We start from the raw sequence: 26239 nt of genomic DNA, 5'->3' as shown, positions 1-26239 counted from the left end.
AGGAGGAAAGAATGCGTCTTGTCTCGTTTGAAACCGAGGGCCGTCACAGCTACGGCATCGTCACCGCCGATGGCATCCATGAGGCCACCGCCGCCACCCGCGCCCGCCATCCCGACCTGCGCGCCGCGCTGACCGCCGGGGCGGTGGCGACGCTCGAAACCGAAGCCGCGGCCCTACCGATGGCCGCCGTCACGCTGCTGTCGCCGGTGCCGAACCCGGACAAGATTATCTGCATAGGCCTGAACTACGCCAACCACATCAGGGAAACCGGGCGGGAGAAGCCGAAGTACCCCTCGATCTTCACGCGCTATCCCTCCTCCGTCCTGGGGCATGGCGTGTCGCTGCGCAAACCCGGCTTCTCGGACGAATTCGACTACGAGGGCGAGCTTGCGGTCATCATCGGCAAGGCCGGGCGCAACATCCCGGCGGCGGAAGCCGGCGAGCATATCCTAGGCTACTCCTGCTTCAACGACGGCACGATCCGGGATTTCCAGCGGCATACCTCGCAGTTCTGGGCGGGCAAGAGCTTTGACGACTCGGGATCCATGGGCCCCTGGATCGTGACGAAGGACGAGCTTCCGCACCCGGAAGCGCAGCACCTGCGCACCATCCTGAACGGTGCGGAAGTGCAGACCACGCCGATCTCGGACCTCGCCTTCTCCATCGGCGAGATCGTCGAATACGTCTCCAAGGTCACGCGGCTCCTGCCCGGCGACGTGATCGCCACCGGCACCCCGGGTGGCGTCGGCCGGTTCCGCACCCCGCCGCTCTACATGTTCGCGGGCGACCGGATCGAGGTGGAGATCACCGGCATCGGCACGCTGTCGAACCCGGTCACGGACGCGGCCTGAGAGGCCATCGCCCGGGCGGCGGGCGGACCGGCTGGGCCGGGCGCCCGCCGCCCGGGCAAGCGCGCGCGATCTGCGCGACGGGGAACCGCGACGGGAAACAGGGAGGATACCGTGGCCATCAACGCATTGGGATATATCGGCATCCGGTCGGACAAGCTGGCCGACTGGGGCGATTTCGCAGGTGGCCTGCTGGGCATGCAGCGGATCGAACGCAGCCGCAGGGAACTGGCCTTCCGCATGGACGACAGGATGCAGCGGCTGTTCATCCTCGACGAGGCGGGGGAAACCTTGTCGTGCATGGGCTGGGAGGTGGAGTTCGAACGCGATCTGGACGCCTACGCCGCACGCCTAGAAGGCGCGGGCACCCGCGTCCGGCATGGCACACGCTCCGAATGCGACCGACGGTTCTGCCGCGGCATGGTGGTTTTCGACGATCCGATGGGCAACCGGGTGGAACTGATCTGGCAGCCCATGATCGCCACGGATCCATTCCGGCCGGGCCGCCCGATCTCCGGCTTCACCACGGGGCCCTACGGCATGGGCCATGCAGTGCTTCATGTCCGCGACATCGAGGTGATGATGCCGTTTTATCGCGACAATCTGGATTTCCATGTCAGCGATTACGGCCTCAAGCCCTATGGGCTCTACTTCTTCCACGTGAACAACCGCCATCACAGCTTTGCCATGGTGGGCTCCGGCGGGCAGGGCTTCCACCATTTCATGGTGGAATTCCGCACCCTTGACGACGTGGGCCAGGGCTATGACCTCGCCCAGCAGCGCGAGAACGGCGTGGCCTATACACTGGGCCGCCACACGAACGACTACATGACCTCGTTCTACGCCAACTCCCCCTCCGGCTTCTTCGTGGAGAACGGCTGGGGCGGCCGAGTGATCGACGCGGCCACGTGGGAGCCGCACGAGACGACCGACGGCCCGTCCTTCTGGGGGCACGAGCGGCTCTACCTGACGGAAGAGGGCGGGCGCAAGCGGCTGCGCGACATGCGCATGGATGCGGCCAGCCGGGGCATTCAGGCGCCACCGGTGGCCGACTGTCCCTGGCTGTTCGGCGAACTGGCCCGGGCGGGACACTGACATCACGCAGCAAAGACCGCTGAAGAGGAGGATCCCATGATCGGCGAGACGATCCAACATGACGTTGCGATCATCGGCCTGGGGCCGGTGGGCGCGACGCTGGCGAACATCCTGGGGCAGGCCGGGATCGACGTGCTCGTGCTGGAGCGCGAGCCGGAGGCCTACCACCTGCCCCGCGCGGTGCATTTCGACGACGAGGTGATGCGCACCTTCCAACAGATCGGCGTGGCCAAGACGCTGGAGCAGGTCTGCCGGTTCAACATCGGCATGCGGTTCGTCGACCCGGAAGGCGGCATCCTGCTGGACTGGCCGCGCCCGCGGGAGACGACGCCGCTGGGCTGGCGGTCCAGCTACCGGTTTCACCAGCCCGACCTGGAGCGCATCCTGCGACAGCGCCTGGCCGCGCATCCCGGCGTCACCCGGCGCACCCGCTGCGAGGCGTTCTTTCTGGCGCAGGATGCGGATGGCGTGGATCTGCGCTGGGAAGACATGGCCCGCGGCCGCATCGAGCGCGCCCGGGTGCGCTACGTCGTGGGCTGCGACGGCGCGCGCTCCTTCGTGCGGCGGTTCATCGAGACGGGGATGGAGGATCTGGGCTTCCACGAACGCTGGCTGGTCGCCGACATCCTGCTGAAGGGCGAGAAGCCGGAACTGGGGGACTGGTCGCTCCAGCATTGCGATCCGGCGCGTCCAGCGACCTACATCCGCGGTCCGCAGAACCGTCGCCGCTGGGAACTTACGGTGCTGCCGGGGGAGGACAGCGCCGAGATCGCCCGCCCGGAGAACGTCTGGCCGCTGCTGGCCCGCTGGATCACCCCGGAAGAGGCGGAGATCGAGCGCACCGCCGTCTACTGGTTCCATTCGCTTGTCGCCACCGACTGGCAGCGCGACCGGCTGTTCATCGCGGGCGATGCCGCGCATCAGACGCCGCCCTTTATGGGCCAGGGCATGTGCGCAGGCATCCGCGACGTGGCAAACCTTGGCTGGAAGCTGATCCATTGCCTGACCCGCGGGCATGATCCGGCGCTGCTGGCCAGCTACACCTCCGAACGGCGGCCAAACGCGCGCGACTACATCGCCACCGCCGTGCGGCTGGGGGGGCTGATCAACACCCGCGATCCGGCGACCGCGCTGTCGCATGCCTTCCCGCGGGCGGAGGGCGGCGCGCGGATGGAGGCGATCTATCCGCCGATCGGTCCGGGCCTGATGCCGGAGCCGTCGACGCTGACGGCGCAACCGCGGCTGACGGACGGACGGCGGCTGGACGATTCCGTGGGCTACGGTTTCGCCTTGGTGGTGGAGGACGGGTTCTGGGAGGGACTGCCCGCCGATCTGCGGCGCGACGCGGATGCGCTTTGCACCGTGGTGCCCGGCTCCGACATGCAGGGCGGCGATGCCCTGCTGGAGGGGGCCGGCGCGGCCGTGATCCGGCCGGACCGCTACCTGCTCGGCCGTGCGGCATCGGCGCAGGCGCTGCGAGAGGTGCTCGGCCGCATCCCGCGGCCAGCGGCCGCATCCGGCACGGACCGGGCGCGCCAGATCGCCTGAGCGGCGGTTTGTCTTTCTGCCCCGGCGGTGGGAAGATCGGCGCGCGTTACGCCAGGAGCCAGCCACCCATGTCCGACGATACCAATCCGCGCAGCCGTGGCGAGACGGTCCGTGCCCTGCGGCGCGGGCTGGACATCCTGCGCTTCGTCAACGCCTCCGGAGGCGCGCGCCCGGCGGAGATCGCCCACGCCCTCGGCATCCCGCGGCCCACTGTCTACCGTCTGGTCGAGACGCTGGAGGAGGAGGGCTACGTCACCCTTTCGCCCACCTCCACCGTGGTGCGGATCACCCGGCAGGCGGCGGCGCTTGGGGATGCCTATGCGCGCACGTCACGACTGTGCCAAGCGGCGGGGCCGCTCCTTTCGGAGCTTGGCCAGCAGCTGCTCTGGCCGCTGGACCTGTCGGTCTACGACAATGCCGCAATGGTCATCCAGGAAACCACTCACCCGCTCTCGCCGATGTCGATCGACCGGGCGATGATCGGCTATCGGTTGCCCGTGCTGCGCACCTCGGCCGGGCGCGCCTACTTGGCCTTCATCGATGCGGGCGAGCGCGGGCTGATCCTCGAACACCTCCGCCGCCTGGGCGAGCCGACCGACATCCCCTTCCTCGATCCCGGCTGGCTGGACCGCACCATCGCCCAGACGCGGGAGCGCGGCTTCTCCATCCGGGACGCCGGCGAATTCCGCGCCCAGACCGCGTCTCTCGCCGCGCCCATCCTTCAGGACGGCGTGGTGCTGGGCTGCATCTCCGTCATTTGGATCCGCTCCGCGCTGCGCACCCCGGCGGCGATCGACACCTGCGCCGTGCCGGTCTGCGCCACCGCCGCGCGGATCGGCGCGGTCATGGCGCGCGACACGGCGAAAGGCCCCCTATGACGAAGCTCTTCCACTCCCCCAGCTCCTGTTCCGAAGGCATCCTGCTGCTGCTGGAGGTGGAACCACGCCGGTCATTGTGATATGCGCCACCGCCTCCGGCGTGATCAGGTGGCTGGATTCGGTCGCGGTCGCCTCGAAGATGTTGCGCGCCATCTCCCCGTCGATCAGCAGCTACGCTCATAGCAAGGCGCGCCGGCGGCGATCAGGATCAGCAGGGCGGCGGCCGGCTTTTGCAACCGCCCGGGTCCCAGCAGTTCCAGCAGGAGCATGGTCAGCCCCCAGACACTGGCCGCCAAGACCAGCGGGCGGGCAAGGTCGCCCGGAAAGATCGCCAACAGGCGGCTCCAGAAGCCGCCGTTCAGCACGACTATGACATAGATCGCCACGATGGCATCCAGAACCCTGTGCGGCAGGGTCGGCCGCGGCAGCGAGGGGAGGTGTCTGGGTCATCGGTCTCGCATTGCGGCACGCCGCCGGGCACGGCCATGCCGGCCGCGGATCGCGCCATCTCCTGATGTGGGCAGCCGGGGAACGCCGCGGCCTGATCCGCGCGGCTTGCCAGCCGAAGCTTGGGGTAAGCTTACGGATACCGGACCGAAGACTGGCATCGCGCCTGTGGAGGACGCGCCAGGCAGGCTGGGGCCTTACCGACCGGAGCACGGGCTACCGGCCCGCCCTTCGCCGCCGTTCGACAGCAGGCCCGCAGGCGGCCGATGCCCACCCGAACATCCGGCGCAGAGGAAGGCCCGTCGCATTCATGTCCCTCAGCGATAGGCCCGTGCGCGATCCAGCATTTCCCCTTCAGTCGAAGCGGACCTATCTTCCGCCCGACCGGAAAGCGGCAGGGCGGCCGGAACGCCGGCGGACAAGCCTGTGCCCGTGAACCAAAGCCGCGCCCCCATGCGAAGGAGTTGACCATGGATGTGACAGTCGTCGTCGGTGCGGGCTCCATCGGGCAGGCGATTGCCCGCCGGGTAAGCTACGACCGCCATGTGCTGCTGGCCGACCTGAAGCAGGACGCCGCCGATGAGGCCGCGCAGGTTTTGGAACGCGCCGGCTACCGCACCAGCGCCACCACGGTCAACGTGTCGGACCGGGGCGCCGTGCAGGCGCTGGTCCGGCAGGCGACCGCGCTTGGCGATGTGAAGGCGCTGATCCAGGCGGCTGGCGTCTCTCCCAGCCAGGCGCCGGTGGCGGCGATCCTGAAGGTGGACCTGTTCGGCACGGCGATGCTGCTGGAGGAATTCGGCCAGGTCATCGCGCCGGGTGGCTGCGGTATCGTCATCTCCTCCCAGTCGGGCTACCGGCTTCCGGCGCTGACGGCGGAGGAGGACGCCGAGCTGGCGACGGCACCGGCCGATGCACTGCTCGACCTGCCCGTCGTCCGGGCGGTGGCGGTCACGCTGACCCCCTATCAGCTGTCCAAACGGTGCAATTCGCTCCGCGTGCGGGGCGAGGCGGTGAAATGGGGTGCCCGCGGCGCACGGATGAACGCCATCAGCCCGGGCATCATCGTCACCCCGCTGGCGCATGACGAACTGAACGGCGAACGGGCGGCGTTCTACCGCAACATGCTGGCGCAAAGCCCCGCAGGCCACGCCGGCACGCCCGACGAAGTCGCCGCGCTTGCCGCGCTGATCATGGGGCCGGAGGGCGGCTACATCTCGGGCAGCGATTTCCTGATCGACGGCGGCGTCGCGGCCTCCTGGTATTACGGCCCGCTCCGCCCCCAGCCGCAATGAGGCACCCCGAGAGCGGCTTCGGCTCAGTCCCCGCCGGCATAGCGCGAGACGATCCCGGCAAGGTCGCCGCAGGGTCGGGCCAGCGCGAAGCCGAGCAGCAGGCGCGCCTTGAAGCTGTCCAGATCGCCCGCGAACAGCGCCCCGGCCTCCCCCATCGTTGTGCCACCGCTGTCATTGCCGTAGACCGGCATCACCGCCCCCTCCGGGCAGCGGGAGGTGACCAGAACCGGCGTCCCGGCGGCGATCAGCCGGCGACAGGCGTCCGCCCAGCCGCGCGGGAAATTCCCCCGGCCGAAACCCTGGACAACGACGGCCTCCACGTCGCTCCCGACCAGCAGGTGGAGCAGGTCCGGCGGCGTACCGATGGCAGCGGGGATCAGCGCCACCTTCGCCGCGCGGTCCGGGATGCCGAGGGGCGCGGTACGGCGGGGCAGCCGGGCGATACTGACCCGGCCCGCGTCGATCGAGCCCAGCTTGCCGAAATCGCCGGAGCGGAAGGTATCCGTGCGGCTTGTGTGCACCTTGCGCACGTGGCGGGCGGCGTGGATGTCCTCCTCGAACAGGATGCATACGCCGGCGGGCGCCATGGCATCGCTGGCCGCGGCACGCAATGCATTGCGCAGGTTGCCCGGCCCGTCGCTGTCGGCCGCTCCGGCATGCCGCTGCGCGCCGGTCAGGATGACGGGTTTCTCCGGCGCCAGCAGGAGTTCCAGCGAATAGGCGGTCTCCTCCATCGTGTCGGTGCCGTGGGTGATCACGCAGCCGTCGTGGCGAGGCAGTTCCGCCTCCACCAGCCGCGCCAGCCCCAGCAGGTCCGCGCAATCCAGCGCGTAGGAGCCGGCGGAGGCAAAACCGACGGAGTCGACCGCAAGTCCCGGCGGCATCTCCACCCCGGCCAGCAGCGCCGCGGGGCCGAGCGAGGCGACGACCGGCCCGCCCGCGCCCGCCGGCGTGGAGGCGATGGTGCCGCCCGTGGCGATGTGCAGGACGCGCTTCACAACACGTCCCCACCGCTTGCGATCAGCCCGGCGAGCATCGCGCCGCGGGGCGCGAGGCTGCTCAGCTCCGCCCATTCCCGGCGCGAGCAGATGTCGTGGCCGATGACACCCAGCCCGTCCAGCGTGGGTTTCCCCTGCGCGGCCACGAAGCTGCCGTCCGACCCGCCGCGCGAGACGTTCGGGGCAATCGGGTGGCGCAGTGCGCGGGCGAAGGCTTCGGCACGGCCATAAAGCGCGGTCATGCCCGGAAGCTGTGGGAAGCAGGGCCGGATGAAGCCGCCGGTGAGGGTCAGCGTCACGCGCGGGTCGCGCGGCGCGGTTTCCACGATGCGGGTGATCTCCTCCCAGAGCCTGTCCGCCTCCTGCCGGGAACTGGCACGCAGGTCGAGATGCGCCTCGCATTCGCCCGCCACGACCTGTTTCGATGCGCCGCCGCGCAGAACGCCGACGGTGGCGTAGTTGCCCGCCTCGATCGACCCCAGCGCCTCGATCCCGCCGACCAGCGGCGCGAGGGCAGAGATCGCGCTGGCCCCGCCCAGCCGGTTCGACCCGGCATGGGCTGTCACGCCCGTCGCGTTGATATAGGCGGCCCCCACCGCCCCGCGCGACACCACCGTCCCGCCACCGGGTCGGGCCGGCTCCAGCGTCAGGCAGAAATCGCAGCGCGCGCCTTCCGCGGTGATCCAGTCCTTCGACTGCGGCGAACCGATTTCCTCATCGGGGACGATCAGGAAGGTCACGGATCCCACGCCCGACATATCCGCCCCGCCGACCCCCTCGATCAGCAGCTTCAGCGCGTGGATGGCAAGGATGACATTGCTTTTCATGTCGGCGATGCCCGGGCCGGTCAACGCATCGCCCGAGCGGCCGAAGGGCCATTCCGCCGCGGTTCCCGCCGGCCAGACGGTATCGGCGTGGCCCAGAATCAAGACGTTCGGCCCGCTCCCGAAGGCCCGCCGCGCGGTCAGCTGATCGCCGCGCCCGCTGCCCGGAACGCGCATGACCGCGAAGCCCAGATCGCGCAGCTGGGCGGCGAAGATCGACTGCACGCGGTTGACCCCCTCCACGTCCCGGCTGCCGCTGTCGATGTTCACGACCTCCTCGATATGGGCCAGCAGCCCGGGCAGATCCCGAGTGAACCGGTCGGCGAGGTCTTCAATTCTCAACATGACGTCTTTTCCTTGCATACAGGATACAATATTTCCCGAAGCGCGGCGGATCGGCAAGGACCGCGCCGCCGCGTTCCGGCGGGCCATCCCCGCCACGATGTTTCGTTGTACTGGAGAGGACCATGACATTTTCCCTGTTGGGCCGCTGTTCCCGGACCGGCCGCGTGGGCGGCACGATCACCACGTCGAGCCCTTCGGTGGGCGCGCGCTGCCTGTTCCTGCGGACGGGCGTGGGCGCGGTGCTGACCCAGGCGATCACCGATCCCCGGCTCGGGCCGCGCGGCCTCGATCTGCTGGGCGAAGGCGTGACGCCGGAGCGCGTCGTCGCGGCGCTCCAGGCCTCCACGCCGGACATCGACTGGCGACAGCTGGCGGTACTGGACTGGCAGGGCCGGGCCGCACTGTGCCACGGCGCGCGTAACCGGGCCGCGGTGGCGGGCGTGGTCGGGCGCGATTGCGTGGCGATCGGGAACATTCTGGCGAATACCGGGGTGTGCAAGGCCATGACGGACGCCTTCGAAGCGCAGCCGGAGGCGGATCTGGCGGATCGGCTTCTGGCGGCGCTGCTGGTCGGACAGGCGGCCGGCGGCGAAGGTGGGCCGCTGCGGTCGGCGGCGCTCCAGATCGTCGATGCGAGCCCCGTGGCGGTGGCCGATCTGCGCATCGACGCGTCGGAGGATCCGCTGGCGGCGCTGGTCGCGCTCTGGCACGAATACCGACCGCTCACGGATCTGTACCAATCGCGCGCGCTAAATCCTTCCGCCCTGTAAGGCGGAGTGGTCAAGGCCCCCCTCAGGCGGCCTGACCCAGCTGGCGGTAGCTGCGGTTGAAGTAGACAAGGCCGCCTTCGGCTGAACCCTGATGCAGGGCCACGACCTCGGCGATGAAGATGCCGTGGGAGCCGCCGTCCACGATCTCCTGCACGCGGCAGTCGAAACCCACCAGCGCGTCCAGCAGCACCGGCGCGCCCGTGGTCAGCGTGCTCCAGCGGCCGGAGGCGAAGCGCGCCTCCGGATCTCCCCCGGCGAACAGGCCGGAGATGGCCTCCTGCCCCGAGGTGAGGACGTTGATCGCCAGCACGCGGTTTTCCTGCGCCAGCTGATGCAGCCGGGTGGATCGGTTGATGCAGACGAGCAGGCTGGCCGGCGTGTCTGAGACCGAACAGACCGCCGAGGCCGTCATCCCCCACCGTCCCGCCGCACCATCCGTGGTGACCACATTGACCGATGCGGCAAGCTGCGACATCGCCTGACGAAAATCCGTGCGAGAGACTGTCACGCCGCTCTCCTCCTTGACGTTCATGTTCATTTGTCCCGGATCATCCGCTCCAGCCCGACCGTCTTCTCCAGGACGAAGACCAGCACGAAGGCCAGCACGATCAGCAGGGTGGACATCGCCGCCACGGTCGGGTCGTCGAAGTCGCGGATGTGGTCGTAGGCGGCGATGGGCAGGGTCTTGGTCGCCGTATCCGCCATGAAGACCGCGATGGAGAAGTTGTCCACCGCCTCGACGAAGGCCAGGATCGCACCCGACAGGATCCCGGCCTTGAGCTGCGGCAGGGTCACGGTGAGGTAGGTGCGGGCCGGGCCGGCGCCCAGGTCGCGCGCCGCCTCCTCCGGCCGGCGGTCAAGCCCGGAATAGACCGCGTTCAGCGCCCGCATGGTGAAGGGCAGGCAGTAGAGCGTGAGCCCGATCACCAGCCTCAGGAGCGCATTTTCCACGCTGAGCAGCGCGAAGAAGCCCATCAGCGCGATCCCCGTCACCACCCCCGGCACCACGACCGGCACGGTCAGCGCCTGCCCCAGCCAGCGGACGTGGCCGGAGGCAACCAGATGCGTGGTGGGCAGTGCGACCAGCAGCGTCACCGGCACGACCAGCGCCGCTATCAGGAGCGTGTGCCGCAGCGCCGGCATGAACACGTCCGACGTGAAGAAGGCCTGATACCAGCGCAGCGAGACGCCCTGCCATTCCAGTTTGAAGAATGCCGTGGGCAGGAAGGAGTAGTAGACGACGAACACGAGCGGCGCGAGCAGGAAGCCCATGATCGCGACCATGTAGATCGTCCACATGACCTTGCCGAAAAGTCCCGTCTTCATGCCGCAGCCCCCCGATGCGCGAAGCGGCCCGAGATATAGGCCATCAGCAGCTTCTGCCCCTTGGTCATGGCGACCAGCGTCAGCATGGCCATGACGAGGAACACGATGGAGACCACCGCGGCGAAAGCCATGTCGAAGGAGACGAAGATCTGTTCGTAGATGTAGTTCGCCACCATGCGCACCCGGCCGCCGCCCAGCATGAGCGGGAACAGGAAGGCCGACAGCGACAGGGCAAGCGCCAGCGCAAGACCTTCGGCGATGGCCGGCAGCGACAGCGGCAGCGTCACCTTCCAGAAGGTGCGCAGCGGACCGGCCCCGAGGTCGCGGGAGGACTCCTCCACCCCGCGCGGCAGGTTGCGCAGCGCCCCCACCACCGTCATGACGAAGAACGGCAGGATGAAATGGATCAGCGCGATGGCCACCCCGGTATCGCGGTAGACGATGCGCAGCGGCCGGTCGATCAGACCAAGCTGAAGCAGGAGCTGATTGAGGAGACCCTTGTTGCCCAGCAGCACCATCCAGCCGTAGGCCCGCGTCACGGTGCCGGACATGAAGGTGGCGATCAGCACGCCGAGGATCAGCAGCCGCAGGCGCCGGTTTTCGGAGCGCGCGAGGAAATAGGCCAGCGGATAGCCGATCACCACGGTGATCGCCGACACCACGATCGCGAAGACGAAGGTGTAGCCGAACAGGCCGATCTGCCCCTCATCCGTCAGGAAGCGGATGTAGTTGTCGAAGGAGGGCGGGCCGGAAAGCTGGGCGGTGCCCGGTATCTGCGTAAGGAAGCCGGTGGCAAAGAACGCGCCATAGGCGCCGAGCAGGATGGCGAGGATGACGAAGCCGGGCGCGGCTGTCCAGGGGATCCGCCTCATACCGGAACCCGGGTCGCTCTGCCGCGGGGAGAGATGGCGATCCCCACCCTGTCGCCGGCCTTCGGCGGCGCGGGCAGGCGCGGCGCCACCACCTTCAGCGTCGCCGCATCGCCGAACGACACCTCGACCGACGCGTTCGCCCCGGTCATGACGGCGAAGTTGACCTGACCCCGGACAAGGGCGCGGGGATCGTCGGCGGGCAGCAGCTTAAGCGCCTCGGGGCGCAGGCCCAGCAGGTCGCCCGGTCGGATGCCCTGCGGCGCGGGAAAGGCGCCGATCCCGTCGGCATGGAACATGTTGCCGTCCAGACGACCGGATAGCAGGTTGGTCATAGCGGTGAAATCTGCCACGAACCGTGTAGCCGGCCGGTCATAGATGCCGTCCGGCGTGTCGAACTGATGCAGCACGCCGGACTTCATGATCGCCACCCGGTCCGACAGGATGTAGGCTTCCTCCTGATCGTGGGTGACCACGACCGTGGTGATGCCGAGCCGCTGTTGCAGCTTGCGCAAATCGACCTGCATCTCCTCGCGCAGGTTGCGATCCAGCGCGGAGAAGGGTTCGTCCATCAGCAGGACGCGCGGTTCGATCACGAAGCAGCGCGCCAGCGCCACTCGTTGCTGCTGGCCGCCGGAAAGCTGGCTGGGCATCCGGTCCGACAGATGCGACAGCTGCACCGAGTCCAGCGCGCGGGCCACACGGGCGGTCAGGTCCGCCTTGGGCACCCTGCGCAGGCGCAGCCCGTAGGCGACGTTCTCCGCCACCGTCATGTGGGGAAACAGCGCGTAGCCCTGAAAAACCGTCGCCGTAGGCCGCCTTTCAGGCGGGAGCGCTCCGATGTCGGCGCCCTCCACAAGGATGTTGCCGGCATGGATGTCGACAAAACCGCCGATGGCGCGCAGCAGCGTGGTCTTGCCACAGCCCGAAGGCCCCAGAAGGGTCAGAAGTTCGCCGCGTTTCAACCCGAAGGTCACATCGCGGAGCGCCACCATGTCGCCGAACTTCTTGACGACACCGCGCACGTGCAGGCCATCGACGTCACTCACGAGACGACTTCCCGGTTGAAGCGCTCGTTCCAGTCGCCGATCTTCGCGTTGATCAGCGTCTCGTCGAGTCCGACGCGATCCTCCGGCTTGGGCAGCACGGCCTGGATCTCGTCGGTAGAGCGGGCGGCGGGATGCACAGCGCCCATGCCCTGCGCCTGGGCCACCAGGTTCTGGATCTCCTCCGTCAGGCAGAAGTCGATGAACCGCGCTGCGGCCTCCTGCCGGGGCGTGTTGACCAGCATCATCGCGTCATAGGTCATCGGCGCGGGCTTCGGCGCCACGAAGGTCGCCGCGATACCGTTGTCCAGCAGCATCTTGTAGCCGGCGGGCGGGGTCACCAGCACGGAATACTCGCCCTGCGCGATGCCCTTCCGCGCCGTCGTGTCGGAGGAATACCAGGAGACGACATTGCCCCTGAGCTGCTTCAGCGCCGCGAAGCCGGGATCGACGTTGGTCAGGTCGCCACCGTTGATCATCGCCGCGATCGCCAGCATGCGCCCCTGATATTGCCCCATGGCTGGCGCGCAGATGGACTGGGCGAAGCGATCTTCCCAGAGATCTTCCCACGCGGTGATCGGCTCGTCCACCTCGTGGGTCAGGTAGGCGATGCCCATCGGGTAGGAGTAGAGCCCCGCCCAGTGACTGGACCGAGCGGTTGCCTCGATCGCCGCGGCGGCCGGGATCCGGTCATAGGGCAGCGGCAGGAACAGCCCTTCGTCCTGCTGCGCGCGGGCGGCCAGCGCGGAGGTGGTGAACCACACGTCCACGGCGGGCTTGGCGCGCATCGACTGAAGCTTCACCAGACCCTCGCCGGCGGAGGACTGGGTGACAAGGTTCACCTTGATGCCTTCCCGCTCCTCGAACAGCGCCGCGACCCTGGACACCGAGCCCGTCCAGGTGGAACCCCAGATCTGGACGCTGATCTCCTTCTCCGCGGCGAAGGCGATGCGCGGCGCGGCCACGGCAAGCGCGGTTCCGGCCGCGAATTGGCCCAGCATCCGGCGCCGAGTCAGGGTGTGACGTATCATTGCGGGTCTCCTTGTTGGACGTTCTTGACGCTGGCCGGGTCATTCCGGTGACAGGTACCGGCGATAGGCGCCGTAGATATGCTCCCGGGCCAGGCGTTCCGCTTCGAAGGGATCGCGGGCGCGGATCGCTTCGGCGATCAGCATGTGATCGCGGATCGCCCCCTCCGTCTCGTCGGGCGTCAGCGCCTGCATCAGCCGGTCGGAAGCGAAGAACAGCTGGAAATGCTCGGCCTCCCGGGCGACCTGGTGGGAATTGGCAGCAGTGGTGATCGCCGCGTGGAACCTGTGGTTCAGGCCGCGCCGTTCGGCCAGGTCCAGCGGATCGGTGCGCCGGTATTGTTCGGTGATCGCCATCAGGGCGGCGAGCTGCGCATCGCTTGCCCGGCGCGCGGCCAGATGCGCGGCCACCGCGTCCAGTGCCGCGCGGCGGATGATCAGTTCGTCCAGGTTCTGGAACGGATCGACCACCACCAGCCCGGTGCTTTCCGCCGGCTGTAGGTAACCCGCGGCCGTCAGCCGGGCCAGCGCTTCGCGCAGCGGAGTGCGCGAGACACCCAAACGCTCGGCCAGCGGAACCTCCGACAGCTTCTCGCCGTGGCGCAGCTCACCGCTCAGGATGCGGTCGCGCAACATGTCGAACACGAGGTCGCGGGTGCTTTTCGCCGTGGGTATGAGCCAGCTGTCGGTCATGCGGGTGTCCCTTCGATTTGTGTCAGGCCAATCCCGCCATCTCGCGCGCGCGATTGACCGCCTTCTTCTTGTCGAACGCTGCAAAGAGCGCCCCTTCTTGCGCAAAGACGGGGGTCTCCGCAAACATCGAATAGGAAGTCGCGCGGCCGGCATAGCTGGAGGCCGTCAGATCGTGGATCAGCGACATGACGCGCAGCCGGGTTTCGGCATCGACATTGCCGACGCGGAAGAACTTCTCGATGTCCGGCCCGGTTTCGGGGGACCGCAGCATCGCCTCGTCCGGCAGCATGACCGGCGTGCCGCCAACCAGATCGCGCAGCAGGTCGATCATCTTGGGATAGTTCATGGAGCAGTAGACCCGGCCAGCGTTCTGGATCTGCTGGTTCGGCATGACGAAGCCGGATTCCGTCGGCTGGCAGGCCTCTTCCGCGCCCAGCAGGAAGCCGTCGATCGTCGCCTTGTAGGCCATCAGCTGGGCGATCTTCGAACGCACCGGCGGGATGTTCAGCGTGCCCGACTGCTCCGCGTTCAGCAGCGCGGCGCCCACCAGAAGCTCCGCCTTCGCCTGGCTCCGGACCAGGAAGGCCTGCGCCGACCAGCGCGAGAAATCCGACCGGATGTAGGCGGCCAGTTCGTGGTGGCGGCAGATCAGCACGTCTTCCCAGGGGATTAGCACGTCGTCAAAGACGATCAGCGTGTCCAGTTCATCGAACCGCGCGCCAAGCGGGTTTTCGAACACGTTCAGGTCCGTGTTGTTCCCCGACAGACGGCGCCGGCAGATGTGGCGCACGCCGGGCGCGTTCAGCTTCAGCACGCAGGCGATGGCGAAATCGCGGCTTTCCTCGCACCAGTAGCCGACTGTCGGCTTAATGAAGGCAACGTGGCCGTAGGGCGCGCCGGTTTCGAACTTCGCGCCGCGCAGGATGATGCCTTCCTCGGTCTCGGCCACCACCCGAGTGTTCATGTCGAGGTCGTCCTGTTGCCACGGCTGCTTGGAGCGGTCGCCCTTCACGTCGGTGTTGCCCGAGGTCATGAACAGGTTCTCGCTCTGGAGACGCTCGATCCAGGCAAGGGCGTTCTTGTGGTAACGCTCGTCGTATTTGTCGAGCATCTCCTTGCGGTTGGCCAGAACGAACAGCGGCGTTACCGTCTCGTCGCCGAAGCGGTCGATGGTCGGGCTGATGTCATCGAGGATCGCGGAAGTCATCAGGCGACGGGCGCGCAACTCCTCCTTGGTGGTGGGTATCTGGTAGGTCCGCGCGCCGATCGTGCCGTCAGGGCGCGTATAGGTCATCAGATCGCGGGTCTTCGGATCATGGTGCATGTCGTAGATGCGGGCGATCGCATCCACCATCGGCTTCAGCGCCGGATGCGTGGTGACATCCTCCACCTTCTCGCCGGAAACCCAGACCTGCCGCCCGTCCCGAAGGCTCTCGCGATATTCTTCGGCTGTCATAAGAGCCATGCGTCGTACCTCTTCGAATCCTGTCGCCGTTATTCTGCATCCTGTATACAAAATTCAAGATGCAGAGTGAAACGGCGGGCACGATCCAGGAGTCGGCGCGTATTTCGCCCAATAAATTAGCCATTATATGCGTATATGATGAAATAACGCGCCTTAGGCTCACAACGGCGCAATGATTGTCGTCATGACACCGCACACGGTGCGGATGGAAGCGAGGGGCAGCACCCGCGCTCAGACAACGATCCCACTTTGCCAAAACACAGCCGAAGGTGGGACATGTCCGGCGAAGATGGCGCCGCCGCCGGGCGCGGATGTCGCAGGGATTGAGACCGCTTTACCGAACCCGCCCGATCGCGCAAGACTGGCGCAGCGCAGTCCTCCGCCGGACGTGAGACCGCAAGCCATGCCAGCGGGCATCAGATCGGAAGGCCGCGATGACCGAACCCGCTCCACCCCACCCTCCCGGCCTGTTCGGGGCGCTGGTGCCAGTCGCCGCGCTGATCATTCTGGTCATGCTGTCGTTCCGGCTGTTCGGTGATGCCGGTGCTGAGGGGCCGAAGCAGGTCGCGCTGATCGTGGCAACGATGGTTGCCGTGGCGATGGCGGTCGGGCGCGGGCATTCACTGGAGTCGCTGTCCCGCGCCGCGATGGAAAGCGTGGCCGCCGGTCTGGGTGCGATCTTCATCCTGTTTGCCGTGGGGGCGCGATCGGCACATGGGCGCTCAGCGGCACGCTGCTGACGATGGTCTACTACGGGATGAAACTTTTCGACCCCGCCTTCTTCTACGTGACGGCGACGGCGCTTTGCGCGGTGGTGTCCTTTGCCATCGGCAGTTCCTGGACGGTGGTCGGCACGCTGGGTGTCGGGCTGATGGGCATTGCGATCAGCCTGGGCCTCGATCCCACGATCGGGGCGTGGGCGATCATCTCGGGCGCCTATTTCGGCGACACGCCTCCCCTGTCGGATTCCGCCAACCTCGCCGCGGCGACGGGCGGGGCCAATCTGTATGACCACGTGCGGGAGACGCTGCCGAATTCCTTCGGCGCGCTCGCCGTGGAGCTAATCGTCTTCTGGCTGCTGGGTGGGCCGGGAGACGCGGATGTGGCGGGCGAGATCGTCGCGATCAGCAGCGTGGTGCGCATGTCGCCCCTGCTGTTCCTGCCGCTTGCCGTGGTGATCGGGCTGGCGCTGCTGCGGCTGCCGCCCTTCGCCACCATCTTCGCCGGCGCGATTGCCGCCGGCATCCTTGCGGTGCTGATAGCGCCGGACCTGCGCCGTCGCCGGTGTAATCCCGTGTGGCCATCGAGGTGTATGGTCGAGGTGAAGTTTCGATGCTTCAACCACGACACTTACGCAGACCCCGATGACCAAGACCAACATGGAGCTGTCCGAGTTGCTGGCCAGGCATGATCAGGGTGACTTTCTGCGCGGCATTGCGGAGGCGGTCCTTCAGTTGATCATGGAGAGTGATGTCGACGGCTTGATTGGCGCCGGTCGGCATGAACGCAGCGGTGAACGCACGCCCTGGCGCAACGGGTATCGAGAGCGCGCGCTCGATACCCGTTGGGGCACCTTGAACCTGCGGGTGCCGAAGCTCAGGCAAGGCAGCTACTTCCCCGGCTTCCTCGAAGCCCGGCAAACCTCGGAGCGGGCGCTCGTCGCGGTGATCCAGGAAGCCTGGATCGGTGGCGTGCCGACCCGCCGCTTGGACGAGTTGGTGCAGGCGATGACCGCCGCCTCTGACTTCTGAACGTGCTGGACGACTTCAACCGCGAAGGCCTGGCATTGAGGTCGACTTCTCGCTGCCCGCCGAACGCGTGGTCCGGTCCCTGAACCAGATCATCGAATGGCGCGGCAAGCGATTGGCAATCAGAGTCGACAACGTCCTAGCTCGGGAAGGAGACGCGGTTTCGGGCGTCAGATCACGGGGCATCCGAGCGACCCGGTGCCTTAAGAATAGTTGCCCAGGCGGGCTCTACGTCAAGAAGTGGTCTCCCCTAGCAAATACAGGGTCGGCCTGGTTGCCGCCCTCACCGTCCTTAAGACGAGCTCCGAAGTCTCAAGCGGAAGGCCCGAACATTATATACGAGGTCGCGTCACGCGCCTCCACGGCCCTTTGAGAGAGAGGTCCTTCCGCCCCTGGGCTCGTCCCCTCGAAGAAGGGGCGATAGGGTTCACCGGATTTGATAACGGCGTGAATGGTGCGGGCCATCTTTGCAGCGATGGCAATATAGGCTTTGCGCCGAATATCCGGGTTTTGCCGGTCTTTGAAGCTGTGGCTTTCTTCAGCACCGCCGCTTGCCCTGCCAGCCACAACGTGCGGCGCTGGCGGGCATTGCCATATTTGGAGATCTTGCTCCGGCTGCGGAACATACCGGACTGAACGGTCGCGAGGTCCATACCGCAGAACTTCAGAAACTGCCGGAGATGGCGGAACCGGCGCAGGTCTCCCGTCTCTGCCAGGGTGGTCAGGGCGTTGATCGGTCCGATGCCGGGTATGCTGCACAACAGCTGGTAGTCGGGCTGATCACTCAGCAGTTCGACGGCGCGCTCCTCAATGGCATTGCGTTGCCGGATCAGGCTTCGCCCTTCGGCCAGCCTCATGCGAAACATGCGGATGGCGTCCCAACCCGGCGATACCGGCAATCCTGCCGATACCTTTGCCGTCTCATAAATATCTGACAATATAAGGGTCTTCTCGACCTTGCGCCCGACTACCTCCCAAGCGGCCTTGGTGAACTCCTCCTTGGTCAGCGCCGAGATCATGTGGGAACATCTCGAGGAAGGCCAGGAACCAGTCCGTCCGAGAGCTGCGGTGGAAGCGGTCGGCTTCCGGGAAGTAGAGCGGCAGGTAGTGTGTCAGAATGCGTTGCCACAACTCGGTCTTGGCCCGCGAGACGGCATCATGGGTCTTTGACAACTCCTGAATGTCGTTCGTGCCAAGTGCTGATGACCGGCATCAGGATTGGGCTGGTGACGACCTTCTTCGGCAAATGGGCCAATTTTTCCCTGGTCTATGATGCCTTGACCAATACGCCCGCCGAAATCGGCTCGGCCTTGCTCGCGGGGCTGGGCGTCGAGCATGAGGGCAACCTCTACGAGGGTCTGGATGGCGTGTACGGCAAGGTGCTCGACGTCTCCAACAGCATCGCCGAGAGCGGCGGCTATGTGAGCGGAGCCATCTCGGCGCTAGTGATCTTTCTTATTGCCGCCCTCATGGCGACCGTCGCGGTGTTCGTGCTTGGCATTGCCAAGATCGGCATTGCCATCTTCGGCGTGATCGCGTCGGCCATGATCGCCTGCGCGCTCTTCCCCCCAACGCTGCCGATCTTCAAAGCCTGGGTGAAGCAGGCGATCACCTTCTCGTTCATCCCGCTCTTGGTGACCGCGGTGTCGGGCGTCGTGCTGGTCCTGTTCGATTTCGCCGCGCCGGGGTCGCTGACCGGCATCTCTACGCTGGGGGAGGCGATCTCCTTCGTCGTCGTGGCGATGGTCGGAACCGGCATGCTGCTGCAGGTGCCGTCGATGGCGGGATCCTTCGGCCAGACCATGGTCGCAGTCGGCGCCGTGGCCGCCAACGCCTATGCCAATGCGAAAGGTCTGCCGGGAGGCGCGCGGGACGGCGGCGCGAGAGTGGTCGGCATGGTAAAGGCCGGCGCCTCGGTGTCGAAAGCCTTCGCCAGCTATGTCGTCGCCCCCGCCGCCGCGGCGGCGGGAACGCCTGCGGCCGGCGCGGCGGCGGTTGCGCGCGGTCTCTCGGCGGCGGAAAGCCGGAAGGCGTCCGCCAAATGACCAGGGTCCCCCTCGATGCATTCGAGGCCGAGTTGATCCTCGGCCCCCGGCGCCAAGCGAAGATCGCCTGGGCCACCGCAGCCACCTTCGGCGGTCTCAGCCTGCTGCTGACCGTCGCACTGGTGGTGATGTTGCCGCTGAAGTCGTCGGAGGTGTTCACCGTGCTCGTCGACAAGACGACGGGTCAGGCGGAGCGGATCGTGGAAGTGGCGCCGATGACGCTGGCCGAGGATCGCGCCGTGAAGGAGGCGCTGCTGGTCGCCTATGTCACCGATCGCGAAGGCTTCATCCGCCAAGGCATCCAGCAGCGGCTGGAAAGCGTGCAGCGTCGATCCTCCGGGCAGGCGCGAGAAAGCCTGGTGCGGCTCTGGACCGCCTCCGGCAATCCCGACTATCCGCCCGCCATTTATGGGGAAGGTGCGGTGGTGAATGTGAAAGTCCGGGCGATCAGCTTCCTGTCGCCTAGTGTCGCTCAGGTCCGCCTCGTGAAAACCCTCCTGCGCAATGGCACGGAAACCGCGGCGCCCTTCATCGCCACGGTGGAATTCGACTTCGCCCCGCGGCGCGAGCGCACGCTGGAACTGGTCTGGGAAAACCCGCTGGGGTTCAGCGTGCGGAACTATGCGGTGACGGCGGAAACCCTGGAAGGGACCAGACGATGAACCGTGCCGTTGCCCTGATCCTTGCGGCCGTCACCGCCCTGCCGCCCATGCCGAACGTCTGCCCGCCCGGGCGGGGCCCGATGCGCGGGTGCAGACCGTCTCCTTCCACGACACGGACGTGGTGCGTATCAACACCGGCCTCGTGACCAATACCGCCGTCGAATTTGCCCGCGGCGAGGCGATCCGCTCGGTGCTGGTGGGCGATTCCGAAAGCTATGAGATCGACGTGCTGAGTTCCGGGAATGTCATCTCGATCAAGCCGCTGATCGGGCAGGCTGCGACCAACATGACGGTCTACACCGACCGGCGGACCTACAGCTTCTTCCTCTCCGAGGGCACCGGCCGGCCGCCGTTCCGGGTGAGCTTCGTTTATCCAGGGGAAACGCGGCGCGCCGCGACAAGCGCCGCTCCCGACCTGCTCCGCGCGCGCGACGTCGCTTATCAGTGGAAAGGGCAGGCCGCCGACATCCGTCCCCTGAGGGTCTGGAACAATGGCGAGGCGACCTTCTTCGAATTCGCCGGAGCAACCGTGCCCTCCATCTTCGGCGTCGATGGCGCCGGAAAGGAGCGCTCCGTCAATCCAACCACACGGGGCAATGTCGTCCGGGTGCGCGGGTTGGGCCACGAGTTCACCCTGCGGCATGGCGACGAGGTGATCTGCATTCGCCGTGTGCAAGGCACGCCGATCCGCGATCCGCAACTGGTCCAGGCGCTCGCCCTGCGGGAGGCGCACTGGCGATGAGTGGCGAGAAGTTCAGCTTTGGCGGCGAAGAGAAGCCGCCAGCCCGCAGGTTCCACCGTGCAGTCGGGCGCGGAAAGACCGGAACGGCAGCCATCGTTCTCGGCGCCCTTGGGCTTGGCTATGTGGTGATGACCGCCGGGGACGAAGAGGCTCCGCACCCGCTCGACACCTCCACCGCCGATGAATTCCAGGGCGGCCGCGCCGGGCCGCGCGAGAGCCCGTTTCCCAATCTGGATGCGGACCTGTTCACGCGCCTCAGGGATCCTGCACCGGAAACCTCCGTCCCCTCTCCCAATCCTTTGCAGGATGAGGTCGATCGGCTGCGATCGGAACTTGCGGCCGGAAGCGGGGTGCGAAGTGGGCTGGCGGAAGAATTGCATCGGCTGAACGGCCGGCTGGATGGCCTGCAGGCCGATCTGGAGCGATCCCGGCAGGAGGGGGAGGCTGCGCGCGAGACCGCCGCCGCGGAACTGGAGGCGCGGCTTGCCGCCGCGCGGGCGGCGGATGAGGCGAGGCTCAAGCAAGCGGAGGGTCAGGCATTGATCGCAGAGACCCGTGCCAAGCAGATGACATCGAAGAGCATCGTCTTCGATCAGGGAAAGCCGGGACAACCCAGCGATGGGCCATTGGATAACCAGACGGCCTCGGCGACCCTCTATAATCCTGATGGTTCGCGTCGCGACCCCGGCATCGATGAGCGCGGCCGCGCCTTCGTCGATCGCGCGCGGCCGGTCAATGTCGCGCAGTCCGGGATCCTCGCCAATCCCGGCATCACCCTCTCGCAAGGCACCATCATCCGCGCCACGCTCGACACCGCGCTGGCCTCCAACCTGCCGGGCCAGATCGTCGCCACGGTCAACACTCCGGTGGAAAGCATGGATGGCAGCCGCATCCTCGTGCCGCCGGGTGCCCGGCTCTTCGGCGAATACCAGATCGCGCAGGGCATCGGCGAGCGCCGGATTCAGGTGGCCTGGTCGCGGATCCTAACCCCCGACGGCGTCTCCATCGAACTGGAAAGCTTCGGCGCCGATCAACTCGGCCGCTCCGGGGTGACGGGGCGCGTCGACAGCCGCTGGGGCACCCGCTTCGCCGCCGCGGCGCTGATCTCCCTCATCGGCATCGGCCCGGCGCTTCTGGCCGAGAACGCCCGGTCCGACACCGAAGAGGATGCCGTCACCGATATGGGCCAGAGCCTGGTGACCGCGCTGGCGCCGACCGTCAGCCAGTACATGACCCTGCCGCCGATCATCAATGTCCGGCAGGGGGCGGTGACGGTGATCGTCAACAAGGACATTGAGGTTCTGCGGTGAGCGTGGCCGAGGTGGACAGTGCTGGCGCGGGAAGTTTCCTGGAGGAATATCTTTCCCGTCTCGGGGCGGCGCTGCAGGATGAGCGGGTGGTCGAGCTGGCCATCAACCCCGACGGGGCGGTTTTCCTCGAGCGGCTCGGGCAGCCGCATATGGAACCGGCCGGGGTGAGACTGGATGCGCCCGTGCAGGAGCGGCTGGCGCGCGCCATCTGCGCGGAGGCCCAGGCCGCCTTCTCGGACAAGGCGCCGATCATCTCCACCGCGGTGAAGGTCCGGGGGCAGAACCTCCGGGCGCAGGTGGTGGGGCCGCCGGCTGTCCTGGGCGGTCCGGCGATCAGCCTGCGAAAGTACGTCCAGAGCAGCATGGCGATCGCAGACATTGGGCTTCTGCACGGCGAGTTGGTCGATCTCGAAAGCCGGCGGGCCAGCGAGGCGCAGGCGGTGCGCGACCTGATTGCCGGTGGCGAGATGGCGGCAGCTTGGCAGCGCTGCATCGATGCGCGCCTCAACATCCCGATCTCCGGGGGTACCTCCAGCGGCAAGACCACCTTCGCCCGCGCGCTGCTCGGCCTCGTCGATCCGCGCGAGCGCGTTCTGACCGTGGAGGATTCCGCCGAAATCCATGCACCGCAACCGAACTCTGTGCAACTGATCTGCGAGCGCAAGGACGGATCGGCTCGGTCTTCCGATCTGCTGTTGCAATCCACCCTCCGGATGCGGCCGGACCGGATCATCCTCGGCGAGCTCCGGGCAGGTGAGGCGAAGACCTTTCTGGAGGCCATCAATACCGGCCATGGCGGCTCTTTCACCACGCTGCACGCGGAAACCGCGGCGCGAGCGATCGAACGGCTGGCCCTCATGGTGCTATCTACCGGCATCGCCATGCCCTACGAGAGCGTCGTCCGGTACTGCCGGCAGTCAATTGACGTCGTCGTGCAGCTCGGGCGCCAGGAAGGCAGGCGGGGCGTGGTGGAGATCTGCTCGGCACCGAGCCCAGAGCTCTACGAGACGGAACCGACGCTCGAAGGCTGGGCTTGTGCAACCCCTTATCCGCGTCCGGCACCTGCCGGCTGTCATCCAGGATGATGGTGTCGTAGTGATGGCAAAACGATTCAGGTCAGGGAATGCGAACTCATTTTGCTGCTCTTCTCACTCTCATGTGCGCCGCAGGATGCGCCGTGGGTTCCGCTGCAGTGGTGACGGGCGTCGGGCCAGACGATCTCCTGAAGCTTCGTGAAGGCCCTGGCCTCAACCACAGCATCATAGTCGGCCTTCCCGACGGAACGCGTCTCACCCGCCAGAGCTGCGTGAAGACTAACGGGAAGGTCTGGTGCAGAGTTTCGCTCACCGACAGGCCTGCCCTCTCTGGCTACGTTTCAGCGGAGTATCTGGCGCAACGCTGACCGGCCTTTTCGGTCATTCGAGATACCCATGTGCCGCATTGCGTCATTCGCCAAACCGGCCATTCGTCCACAATGCAGCGGTTCTAATCGGGTCGGAGGAGCAGTTCATGTTTAGGCAGCCCGCTGGCAAAACCGAATATGCAAAGGCCTATTGAACTCCGAGGCAAAGTCTTCCTTAGAATCGGTATTTTTAAGGTAGATTTCAAGTTGAATAGAGCGCTGATCACGGCATTCACAGTCAGTTTTTTTGTATCTGCATGCGGGGTCTCCCCGTCGACACAAGTTCAGGTATTTAGTACCCAATCGACGTCTACCCTTTGCAGCTCCCATGTTTCAGCAAGCGGAGCCAATCTTCTGGCGATTGAGGTTGAACTCGGCGCGCGCGGGGCGCTTCAATGTAACACGGCCTATGGCAGCAGCTCCTTTGTAGGGGCGAGAACAGCCGCAACGGTCGGCAAATCGATCTACGCGACGGGGAATGGTGCAAGTGCTGCTCTCTCCCCGCGCGATGATAAGAACTGCTCAGATTTTGCTTCTGCTGGTGAAGCGCAACGGTTTTTCATCGCGAATGGCGGGCCGCACCGCGACCCGCATGGTCTCGATGGAGATGGAGACGGGAATGCCTGCGAATGGGGTAAGGCACTGAAATCCAGCGTGGCGAAGTACAAGCCCAAACCTGTTCGTTACACTGCACCGAGGCGGTCATCGCCGACTTGCCACACGGGGCCGCGCGGAGGGCGTTACTACTACAGCGCCAGTGGAGGAAAAGTATATGGGTGCTGAACGCCGGAGCTCGATGATCTCGTCGCCTCCGGCAACTATGCTTCGGCCAGTGAGTTTGTCCGGGCAGGGCTTCGGGCGCTCTAGAAGCGTCGTGCCGCCGTTGAGCTAGGAGGTTGCTCTGGTTTATGATGCGGTGGAGGCTGATCCGGGACGGGCGCTTCCCGCGGATAAGGTATTCGCTTCCATCCGCGAGCGTCACGCAAAGGCATTGGCTGGCGGCTCATGAAAGCGCCCGGTAGCCTTTGCTCCGGAAGCCGCTGGGATATCTCGTGGCGTTGTATGACTGGATCGCCGATGAGGCATCACCGGTTCTTGCGCTCGCATATCTCGAACGGGTGGAGGCCTTCTGTCAGAGGCTCGCATAGGTTCGGAGCGCGGACATCTTCGTGCGGATATTCGCGCTGGCCTGCGCATCATCGAATTTGAGCGCCGCCTGGCCATCGCCTTCATGGTCGATGAGAGCCGCTTTACCGTGTTACGGGCGTTTGCGAGGGGGAGGAACTGGGAAGAGAGCATCTGAGACGCCAAGTGACGTTTCGTGCGTCCCTAAGCCGCCGATCGTGCGGTCCTCAGTCCAACCGGGTTGCATTCCCGCAGTGGTCCTTCAGACGCTGCGCAGCAAAACCATCGCAAGTGTGGTGGCAACGCGGACCGAAGCGGCCCTTTGCCCGTGTGGCGCTCAGAAGCGCTGCATCCCCCGCAAGGACCGTTCTACGGCCAACACCAGACCCACCGTCCTATTGCGACAACGGGCCAAGGATCGCGATATTGTGCCGTTCGGCCGCTGCCAGCAAGAACGCCATATCGGGGCCCACCGGGGGAGCGTCGCTGAACGTGCTCGTCTCGGCGATGAAATCGGCAAAATCGCTTCCCGTCGTCATCAGCAGAATCCGCGCCGGGCCTTTCCCTTCGATGCGGAAGCCGTGCGGAATGCCGCGCGGACCGAAGGCGAAGCCCCCGGCTTCCAACAAGGTGCTGGTCCCTTCGGTGATCACCGACATCTGCCCCTCGATGACGTAGAACGCCTCGTCCTCGGAATGATGCACATGCCACGGCGACTCGAACCCGACCGGGATGATCTGCTCGATAAGGCTGAACTGGCCGCCGGTCAGGTCCCGACCCGCCTTGATCCAGGTCGGCAGGCCGAGAAACCGGCGTTCCTCGACGTTTGAGGGCCTATTCGCGGCGGTGGGGACAGGCATGGTCATGGCGCGATCCTCGCTGGACAACTGCCTCGGGATGGGGCAATTTATCGGAATAAGGTTTCCACGGAATAGTGTTATCGTCAATATGGAAGATCGAGCAAGCCGCCGGGCCTATCGGATGACCGAGCGGGCCAAGACCCAGGACGAAACCCGCGAGCGCATCATCGCGGCAACGATGCAGCTGCACGATGAGCAGGGCGTCGCCGCAACCTCTTTCGTGGATGCTGCCAAACGCGCCGGCATCGGCGCAGCCACGGTCTACCGGCACTTTCCCACATTGGGCTCCCTGGTTACGGCTTGCGGCGCCCATGTCTGGCAGGAGATGGCGCCGCCGATCCCCGAACAGGCACCCGGGATATTTCTGGGCCTCGACGGCTTGGAGGATCGGCTCCAGCGTCTTGTCGATGAACTGGATGGGTTTTACAGGCGTGGGGCGCTCCGGCTCAGCAAGGCAAATGCTGATCGGCACCTCATCCCGGAACTGGACCAGTTTCTGCAAGCCGTGGACACGGGCGTTGCTGCGCTTGTGCGCGAGGCCTTGAAGGATGAGACCCTGTCGGACACGGCGCTTCAGCTTGTGTTTTCGCTGACGGATTTCCCGGTTTGGGTTTCGATGCAAAGAATTGAGTGTGATGAAGCAGAGCGAAGGCGCCTCGTCACGAGGCTTATCCGATGCGCCATCAACCTGGCGCAATAGCCAGCCCCCAGGTCAGGTCTCCTGCCGCACCTGCGAAATGATCCACTCTGTTGCAATTCGCTCAAGCGAGAGCTGAGGATTCCGAGCAGGGGCTGCAGAGGGAAACGGGTCAAACTTTTCCGGGGGAGCGTCCGGCCCATCCCGCCGTGAAGGGTCGGCCCAAAGCCTCC

The 26239-nt window shown here is 66.3% G+C and carries 28 protein-coding genes and 4 pseudogenes; 19 read left to right on the top strand and 13 right to left on the bottom strand.

Annotated features, from left to right (window positions below):
- Positions 1-11: 11 nt before the first annotated feature.
- The 4 genes from CDV49_RS12140 (at position 12) to CDV49_RS12125 (ending at position 4369) form a co-directional block, all read left to right on the top strand.
- Positions 12-851: a fumarylacetoacetate hydrolase family protein gene (locus CDV49_RS12140; protein WP_088215711.1), complete on the top strand. Its 840-nt coding sequence runs from the start codon at positions 12-14 to the stop codon at positions 849-851.
- 111 nt (positions 852-962) lie between these two features.
- A complete protein-coding gene (locus tag CDV49_RS12135) occupies positions 963-1943 on the top strand; it encodes a VOC family protein (protein WP_088215695.1) in 981 nt (326 codons plus the stop codon).
- 36 nt (positions 1944-1979) lie between these two features.
- Complete coding sequence (mhpA, locus tag CDV49_RS12130; RefSeq protein ID WP_256947323.1) at positions 1980-3491, top strand: bifunctional 3-(3-hydroxy-phenyl)propionate/3-hydroxycinnamic acid hydroxylase MhpA; 1512 nt, start codon at positions 1980-1982, stop codon at positions 3489-3491.
- 68 nt (positions 3492-3559) lie between these two features.
- The gene (locus tag CDV49_RS12125) at positions 3560-4369 is read left to right on the top strand and encodes a DNA-binding transcriptional regulator (RefSeq protein ID WP_088215694.1); all 810 of its coding nucleotides are present in this window, start codon (positions 3560-3562) and stop codon (positions 4367-4369) included.
- On the opposite strand, the gene CDV49_RS21105 is transcribed toward CDV49_RS12125, so the two are convergent.
- Positions 4364-4522, bottom strand: coding sequence for a phosphoethanolamine transferase domain-containing protein (locus tag CDV49_RS21105; RefSeq protein WP_088215693.1), 159 nt, complete (start codon positions 4520-4522; stop codon positions 4364-4366). The two genes, CDV49_RS12125 and CDV49_RS21105, sit on opposite strands and share 6 nt — an antisense overlap.
- 11 nt (positions 4523-4533) lie before the next feature.
- On the bottom strand, positions 4534-4755 hold the full coding sequence (locus CDV49_RS12115) for a hypothetical protein (protein ID WP_088215692.1): 222 nt from the start codon (positions 4753-4755) through the stop codon (positions 4534-4536).
- A gap of 531 nt (positions 4756-5286) precedes the next feature.
- Here CDV49_RS12115 and CDV49_RS12110 point away from each other — a divergent pair.
- Entirely contained in the window at positions 5287-6111 is an 825-nt protein-coding gene (locus CDV49_RS12110; RefSeq protein WP_088215691.1) for an SDR family oxidoreductase, read from the top strand.
- Between the two features lie 23 nt (positions 6112-6134).
- On the opposite strand, the gene CDV49_RS12105 is transcribed toward CDV49_RS12110, so the two are convergent.
- Both CDV49_RS12105 and CDV49_RS12100 read right to left on the bottom strand, forming a co-directional pair.
- Positions 6135-7109 (bottom strand): asparaginase, encoded by a 975-nt coding sequence (locus CDV49_RS12105; RefSeq protein WP_179209190.1) that lies wholly within the window; start codon positions 7107-7109, stop codon positions 6135-6137.
- Positions 7106-8278 (bottom strand): M20 family metallopeptidase, encoded by a 1173-nt coding sequence (locus tag CDV49_RS12100; RefSeq protein ID WP_143413166.1) that lies wholly within the window; start codon positions 8276-8278, stop codon positions 7106-7108. The genes CDV49_RS12105 and CDV49_RS12100 overlap by 4 nt, the downstream gene beginning before the upstream one ends.
- Before the next feature lie 122 nt (positions 8279-8400).
- Here CDV49_RS12100 and CDV49_RS12095 point away from each other — a divergent pair, with 122 nt between their 5' ends.
- Positions 8401-9048: a DUF1028 domain-containing protein gene (locus tag CDV49_RS12095; RefSeq protein WP_088215689.1), complete on the top strand. Its 648-nt coding sequence runs from the start codon at positions 8401-8403 to the stop codon at positions 9046-9048.
- Between the two features lie 22 nt (positions 9049-9070).
- Here the strand turns inward: CDV49_RS12095 and CDV49_RS12090 are convergent, their stop codons facing one another.
- The 7 genes from CDV49_RS12090 to CDV49_RS12060 are packed head-to-tail and all read right to left on the bottom strand — an operon-like array spanning position 9071 to position 15475.
- On the bottom strand, positions 9071-9556 hold the full coding sequence (locus CDV49_RS12090) for a flavin reductase family protein (RefSeq protein ID WP_218821960.1): 486 nt from the start codon (positions 9554-9556) through the stop codon (positions 9071-9073).
- Between the two features lie 26 nt (positions 9557-9582).
- Positions 9583-10374, bottom strand: coding sequence for an ABC transporter permease (locus CDV49_RS12085; RefSeq protein ID WP_088215688.1), 792 nt, complete (start codon positions 10372-10374; stop codon positions 9583-9585).
- Positions 10371-11246, bottom strand: coding sequence for an ABC transporter permease (locus CDV49_RS12080; RefSeq protein WP_088215687.1), 876 nt, complete (start codon positions 11244-11246; stop codon positions 10371-10373). The genes CDV49_RS12085 and CDV49_RS12080 overlap by 4 nt, the downstream gene beginning before the upstream one ends.
- Positions 11243-12292, bottom strand: coding sequence for an ABC transporter ATP-binding protein (locus CDV49_RS12075; RefSeq protein WP_088215686.1), 1050 nt, complete (start codon positions 12290-12292; stop codon positions 11243-11245). The genes CDV49_RS12080 and CDV49_RS12075 overlap by 4 nt, the downstream gene beginning before the upstream one ends.
- A complete protein-coding gene (locus tag CDV49_RS12070) occupies positions 12289-13320 on the bottom strand; it encodes an ABC transporter substrate-binding protein (protein WP_088215685.1) in 1032 nt (343 codons plus the stop codon). Before CDV49_RS12070 ends, CDV49_RS12075 begins: the two co-directional genes overlap by 4 nt.
- Before the next feature lie 39 nt (positions 13321-13359).
- Positions 13360-14010: a GntR family transcriptional regulator gene (locus CDV49_RS12065; protein ID WP_088215684.1), complete on the bottom strand. Its 651-nt coding sequence runs from the start codon at positions 14008-14010 to the stop codon at positions 13360-13362.
- Positions 14011-14032: 22 nt separating this feature from the next.
- Positions 14033-15475: a 4-hydroxyphenylacetate 3-hydroxylase family protein gene (locus CDV49_RS12060; protein WP_088215683.1), complete on the bottom strand. Its 1443-nt coding sequence runs from the start codon at positions 15473-15475 to the stop codon at positions 14033-14035.
- Between the two features lie 434 nt (positions 15476-15909).
- On the opposite strand from CDV49_RS12060, the gene CDV49_RS12055 reads away from it, so the two are divergent.
- The 4 genes and pseudogenes from CDV49_RS12055 to CDV49_RS20240 all read left to right on the top strand — a co-directional run.
- Complete coding sequence (locus CDV49_RS12055; protein WP_088215682.1) at positions 15910-16215, top strand: hypothetical protein; 306 nt, start codon at positions 15910-15912, stop codon at positions 16213-16215.
- 17 nt (positions 16216-16232) lie between these two features.
- Complete coding sequence (locus tag CDV49_RS12050; RefSeq protein ID WP_143413165.1) at positions 16233-16886, top strand: Na+/H+ antiporter NhaC family protein; 654 nt, start codon at positions 16233-16235, stop codon at positions 16884-16886.
- Positions 16840-17205, top strand: a pseudogene (locus tag CDV49_RS12045) (transposase); the annotation flags it as partial. The gene CDV49_RS12050 and the pseudogene CDV49_RS12045, both read left to right, overlap by 47 nt.
- A 14-nt stretch (positions 17206-17219) precedes the next feature.
- A pseudogene (locus CDV49_RS20240) lies at positions 17220-17359 on the top strand (IS3 family transposase); the annotation flags it as partial.
- Between the two features lie 176 nt (positions 17360-17535).
- On the opposite strand, the pseudogene CDV49_RS12040 reads toward CDV49_RS20240, so the two are convergent.
- A pseudogene (locus CDV49_RS12040) lies at positions 17536-18417 on the bottom strand (transposase); the annotation flags it as partial.
- Positions 18418-18449: 32 nt separating this feature from the next.
- On the opposite strand from CDV49_RS12040, the gene CDV49_RS12035 reads away from it, so the two are divergent.
- From CDV49_RS12035 to CDV49_RS21100, 8 genes and pseudogenes are all read left to right on the top strand, one after another.
- Positions 18450-19268 (top strand): type IV secretion system protein, encoded by an 819-nt coding sequence (locus CDV49_RS12035; RefSeq protein ID WP_179209189.1) that lies wholly within the window; start codon positions 18450-18452, stop codon positions 19266-19268.
- A complete protein-coding gene (locus CDV49_RS12030; protein WP_088215679.1) occupies positions 19265-19930 on the top strand; it encodes a virB8 family protein in 666 nt (221 codons plus the stop codon). The genes CDV49_RS12035 and CDV49_RS12030 overlap by 4 nt, the downstream gene beginning before the upstream one ends.
- An 88-nt stretch (positions 19931-20018) precedes the next feature.
- Positions 20019-20672 (top strand): TrbG/VirB9 family P-type conjugative transfer protein, encoded by a 654-nt coding sequence (locus tag CDV49_RS12025; RefSeq protein ID WP_179209188.1) that lies wholly within the window; start codon positions 20019-20021, stop codon positions 20670-20672.
- Positions 20669-21982, top strand: a complete 1314-nt coding sequence (locus tag CDV49_RS12020) for a TrbI/VirB10 family protein (RefSeq protein WP_088215677.1) — start codon at positions 20669-20671, stop codon at positions 21980-21982. The genes CDV49_RS12025 and CDV49_RS12020 overlap by 4 nt, the downstream gene beginning before the upstream one ends.
- Positions 21979-23067, top strand: a complete 1089-nt coding sequence (locus CDV49_RS12015) for an ATPase, T2SS/T4P/T4SS family (RefSeq protein ID WP_256947322.1) — start codon at positions 21979-21981, stop codon at positions 23065-23067. The genes CDV49_RS12020 and CDV49_RS12015 overlap by 4 nt, the downstream gene beginning before the upstream one ends.
- Positions 23068-23105: 38 nt before the next feature.
- Positions 23106-23384, top strand: coding sequence for an SH3 domain-containing protein (locus tag CDV49_RS12010; protein ID WP_088215676.1), 279 nt, complete (start codon positions 23106-23108; stop codon positions 23382-23384).
- A 138-nt stretch (positions 23385-23522) separates the two neighbouring features.
- Complete coding sequence (locus CDV49_RS12005; RefSeq protein ID WP_088215675.1) at positions 23523-24167, top strand: excalibur calcium-binding domain-containing protein; 645 nt, start codon at positions 23523-23525, stop codon at positions 24165-24167.
- A gap of 18 nt (positions 24168-24185) precedes the next feature.
- A pseudogene (locus tag CDV49_RS21100) lies at positions 24186-24251 on the top strand (ribbon-helix-helix domain-containing protein); the annotation flags it as partial.
- A 653-nt stretch (positions 24252-24904) separates the two neighbouring features.
- On the opposite strand, the gene CDV49_RS11995 reads toward CDV49_RS21100, so the two are convergent.
- Entirely contained in the window at positions 24905-25375 is a 471-nt protein-coding gene (locus CDV49_RS11995) for a cupin domain-containing protein (protein WP_218821959.1), read from the bottom strand.
- Here CDV49_RS11995 and CDV49_RS11990 point away from each other — a divergent pair.
- Positions 25368-26069 carry a TetR/AcrR family transcriptional regulator gene (locus CDV49_RS11990; RefSeq protein WP_179209187.1) on the top strand — a complete coding sequence of 234 codons (702 nt, stop codon included), beginning with the start codon at positions 25368-25370 and terminating at the stop codon, positions 26067-26069. The genes CDV49_RS11995 and CDV49_RS11990 overlap by 8 nt on opposite strands.
- Positions 26070-26239 lie beyond the last annotated feature (170 nt).

This window comes from Haematobacter genomosp. 1, assembly GCF_002196855.1.
Classification (GTDB): Bacteria; Pseudomonadota; Alphaproteobacteria; order Rhodobacterales; family Rhodobacteraceae; genus Haematobacter.
This window is presented reverse-complemented; position numbering and strand designations above follow the sequence as displayed.

Coding starts and splice junctions, on each gene's coding strand:
- CDV49_RS12050 (WP_143413165.1), top strand. CDS start 16,233: ATGAAACTTTTCGACCCCGCCTTCTTCTACGTGACGGCGACGGCGCTT.
- CDV49_RS12095 (WP_088215689.1), top strand. CDS start 8,401: ATGACATTTTCCCTGTTGGGCCGCTGTTCCCGGACCGGCCGCGTGGGC.
- CDV49_RS12005 (WP_088215675.1), top strand. CDS start 23,523: ATGCAAAGGCCTATTGAACTCCGAGGCAAAGTCTTCCTTAGAATCGGT.
- CDV49_RS11990 (WP_179209187.1), top strand. CDS start 25,368: ATGGTCATGGCGCGATCCTCGCTGGACAACTGCCTCGGGATGGGGCAA.
- CDV49_RS11995 (WP_218821959.1), bottom strand. CDS start 25,375: ATGACCATGCCTGTCCCCACCGCCGCGAATAGGCCCTCAAACGTCGAG.
- CDV49_RS12085 (WP_088215688.1), bottom strand. CDS start 10,374: ATGAAGACGGGACTTTTCGGCAAGGTCATGTGGACGATCTACATGGTC.
- CDV49_RS12010 (WP_088215676.1), top strand. CDS start 23,106: ATGCGAACTCATTTTGCTGCTCTTCTCACTCTCATGTGCGCCGCAGGA.
- CDV49_RS12030 (WP_088215679.1), top strand. CDS start 19,265: ATGACCAGGGTCCCCCTCGATGCATTCGAGGCCGAGTTGATCCTCGGC.
- CDV49_RS12070 (WP_088215685.1), bottom strand. CDS start 13,320: ATGATACGTCACACCCTGACTCGGCGCCGGATGCTGGGCCAATTCGCG.
- CDV49_RS12020 (WP_088215677.1), top strand. CDS start 20,669: ATGAGTGGCGAGAAGTTCAGCTTTGGCGGCGAAGAGAAGCCGCCAGCC.
- mhpA (WP_256947323.1), top strand. CDS start 1,980: ATGATCGGCGAGACGATCCAACATGACGTTGCGATCATCGGCCTGGGG.
- CDV49_RS12100 (WP_143413166.1), bottom strand. CDS start 8,278: ATGTTGAGAATTGAAGACCTCGCCGACCGGTTCACTCGGGATCTGCCC.
- CDV49_RS12055 (WP_088215682.1), top strand. CDS start 15,910: ATGACCGAACCCGCTCCACCCCACCCTCCCGGCCTGTTCGGGGCGCTG.
- CDV49_RS12060 (WP_088215683.1), bottom strand. CDS start 15,475: ATGGCTCTTATGACAGCCGAAGAATATCGCGAGAGCCTTCGGGACGGG.
- CDV49_RS12080 (WP_088215687.1), bottom strand. CDS start 11,246: ATGAGGCGGATCCCCTGGACAGCCGCGCCCGGCTTCGTCATCCTCGCC.
- CDV49_RS12125 (WP_088215694.1), top strand. CDS start 3,560: ATGTCCGACGATACCAATCCGCGCAGCCGTGGCGAGACGGTCCGTGCC.
- CDV49_RS12065 (WP_088215684.1), bottom strand. CDS start 14,010: ATGACCGACAGCTGGCTCATACCCACGGCGAAAAGCACCCGCGACCTC.
- CDV49_RS12140 (WP_088215711.1), top strand. CDS start 12: ATGCGTCTTGTCTCGTTTGAAACCGAGGGCCGTCACAGCTACGGCATC.
- CDV49_RS21105 (WP_088215693.1), bottom strand. CDS start 4,522: ATGGCGCGCAACATCTTCGAGGCGACCGCGACCGAATCCAGCCACCTG.
- CDV49_RS12110 (WP_088215691.1), top strand. CDS start 5,287: ATGGATGTGACAGTCGTCGTCGGTGCGGGCTCCATCGGGCAGGCGATT.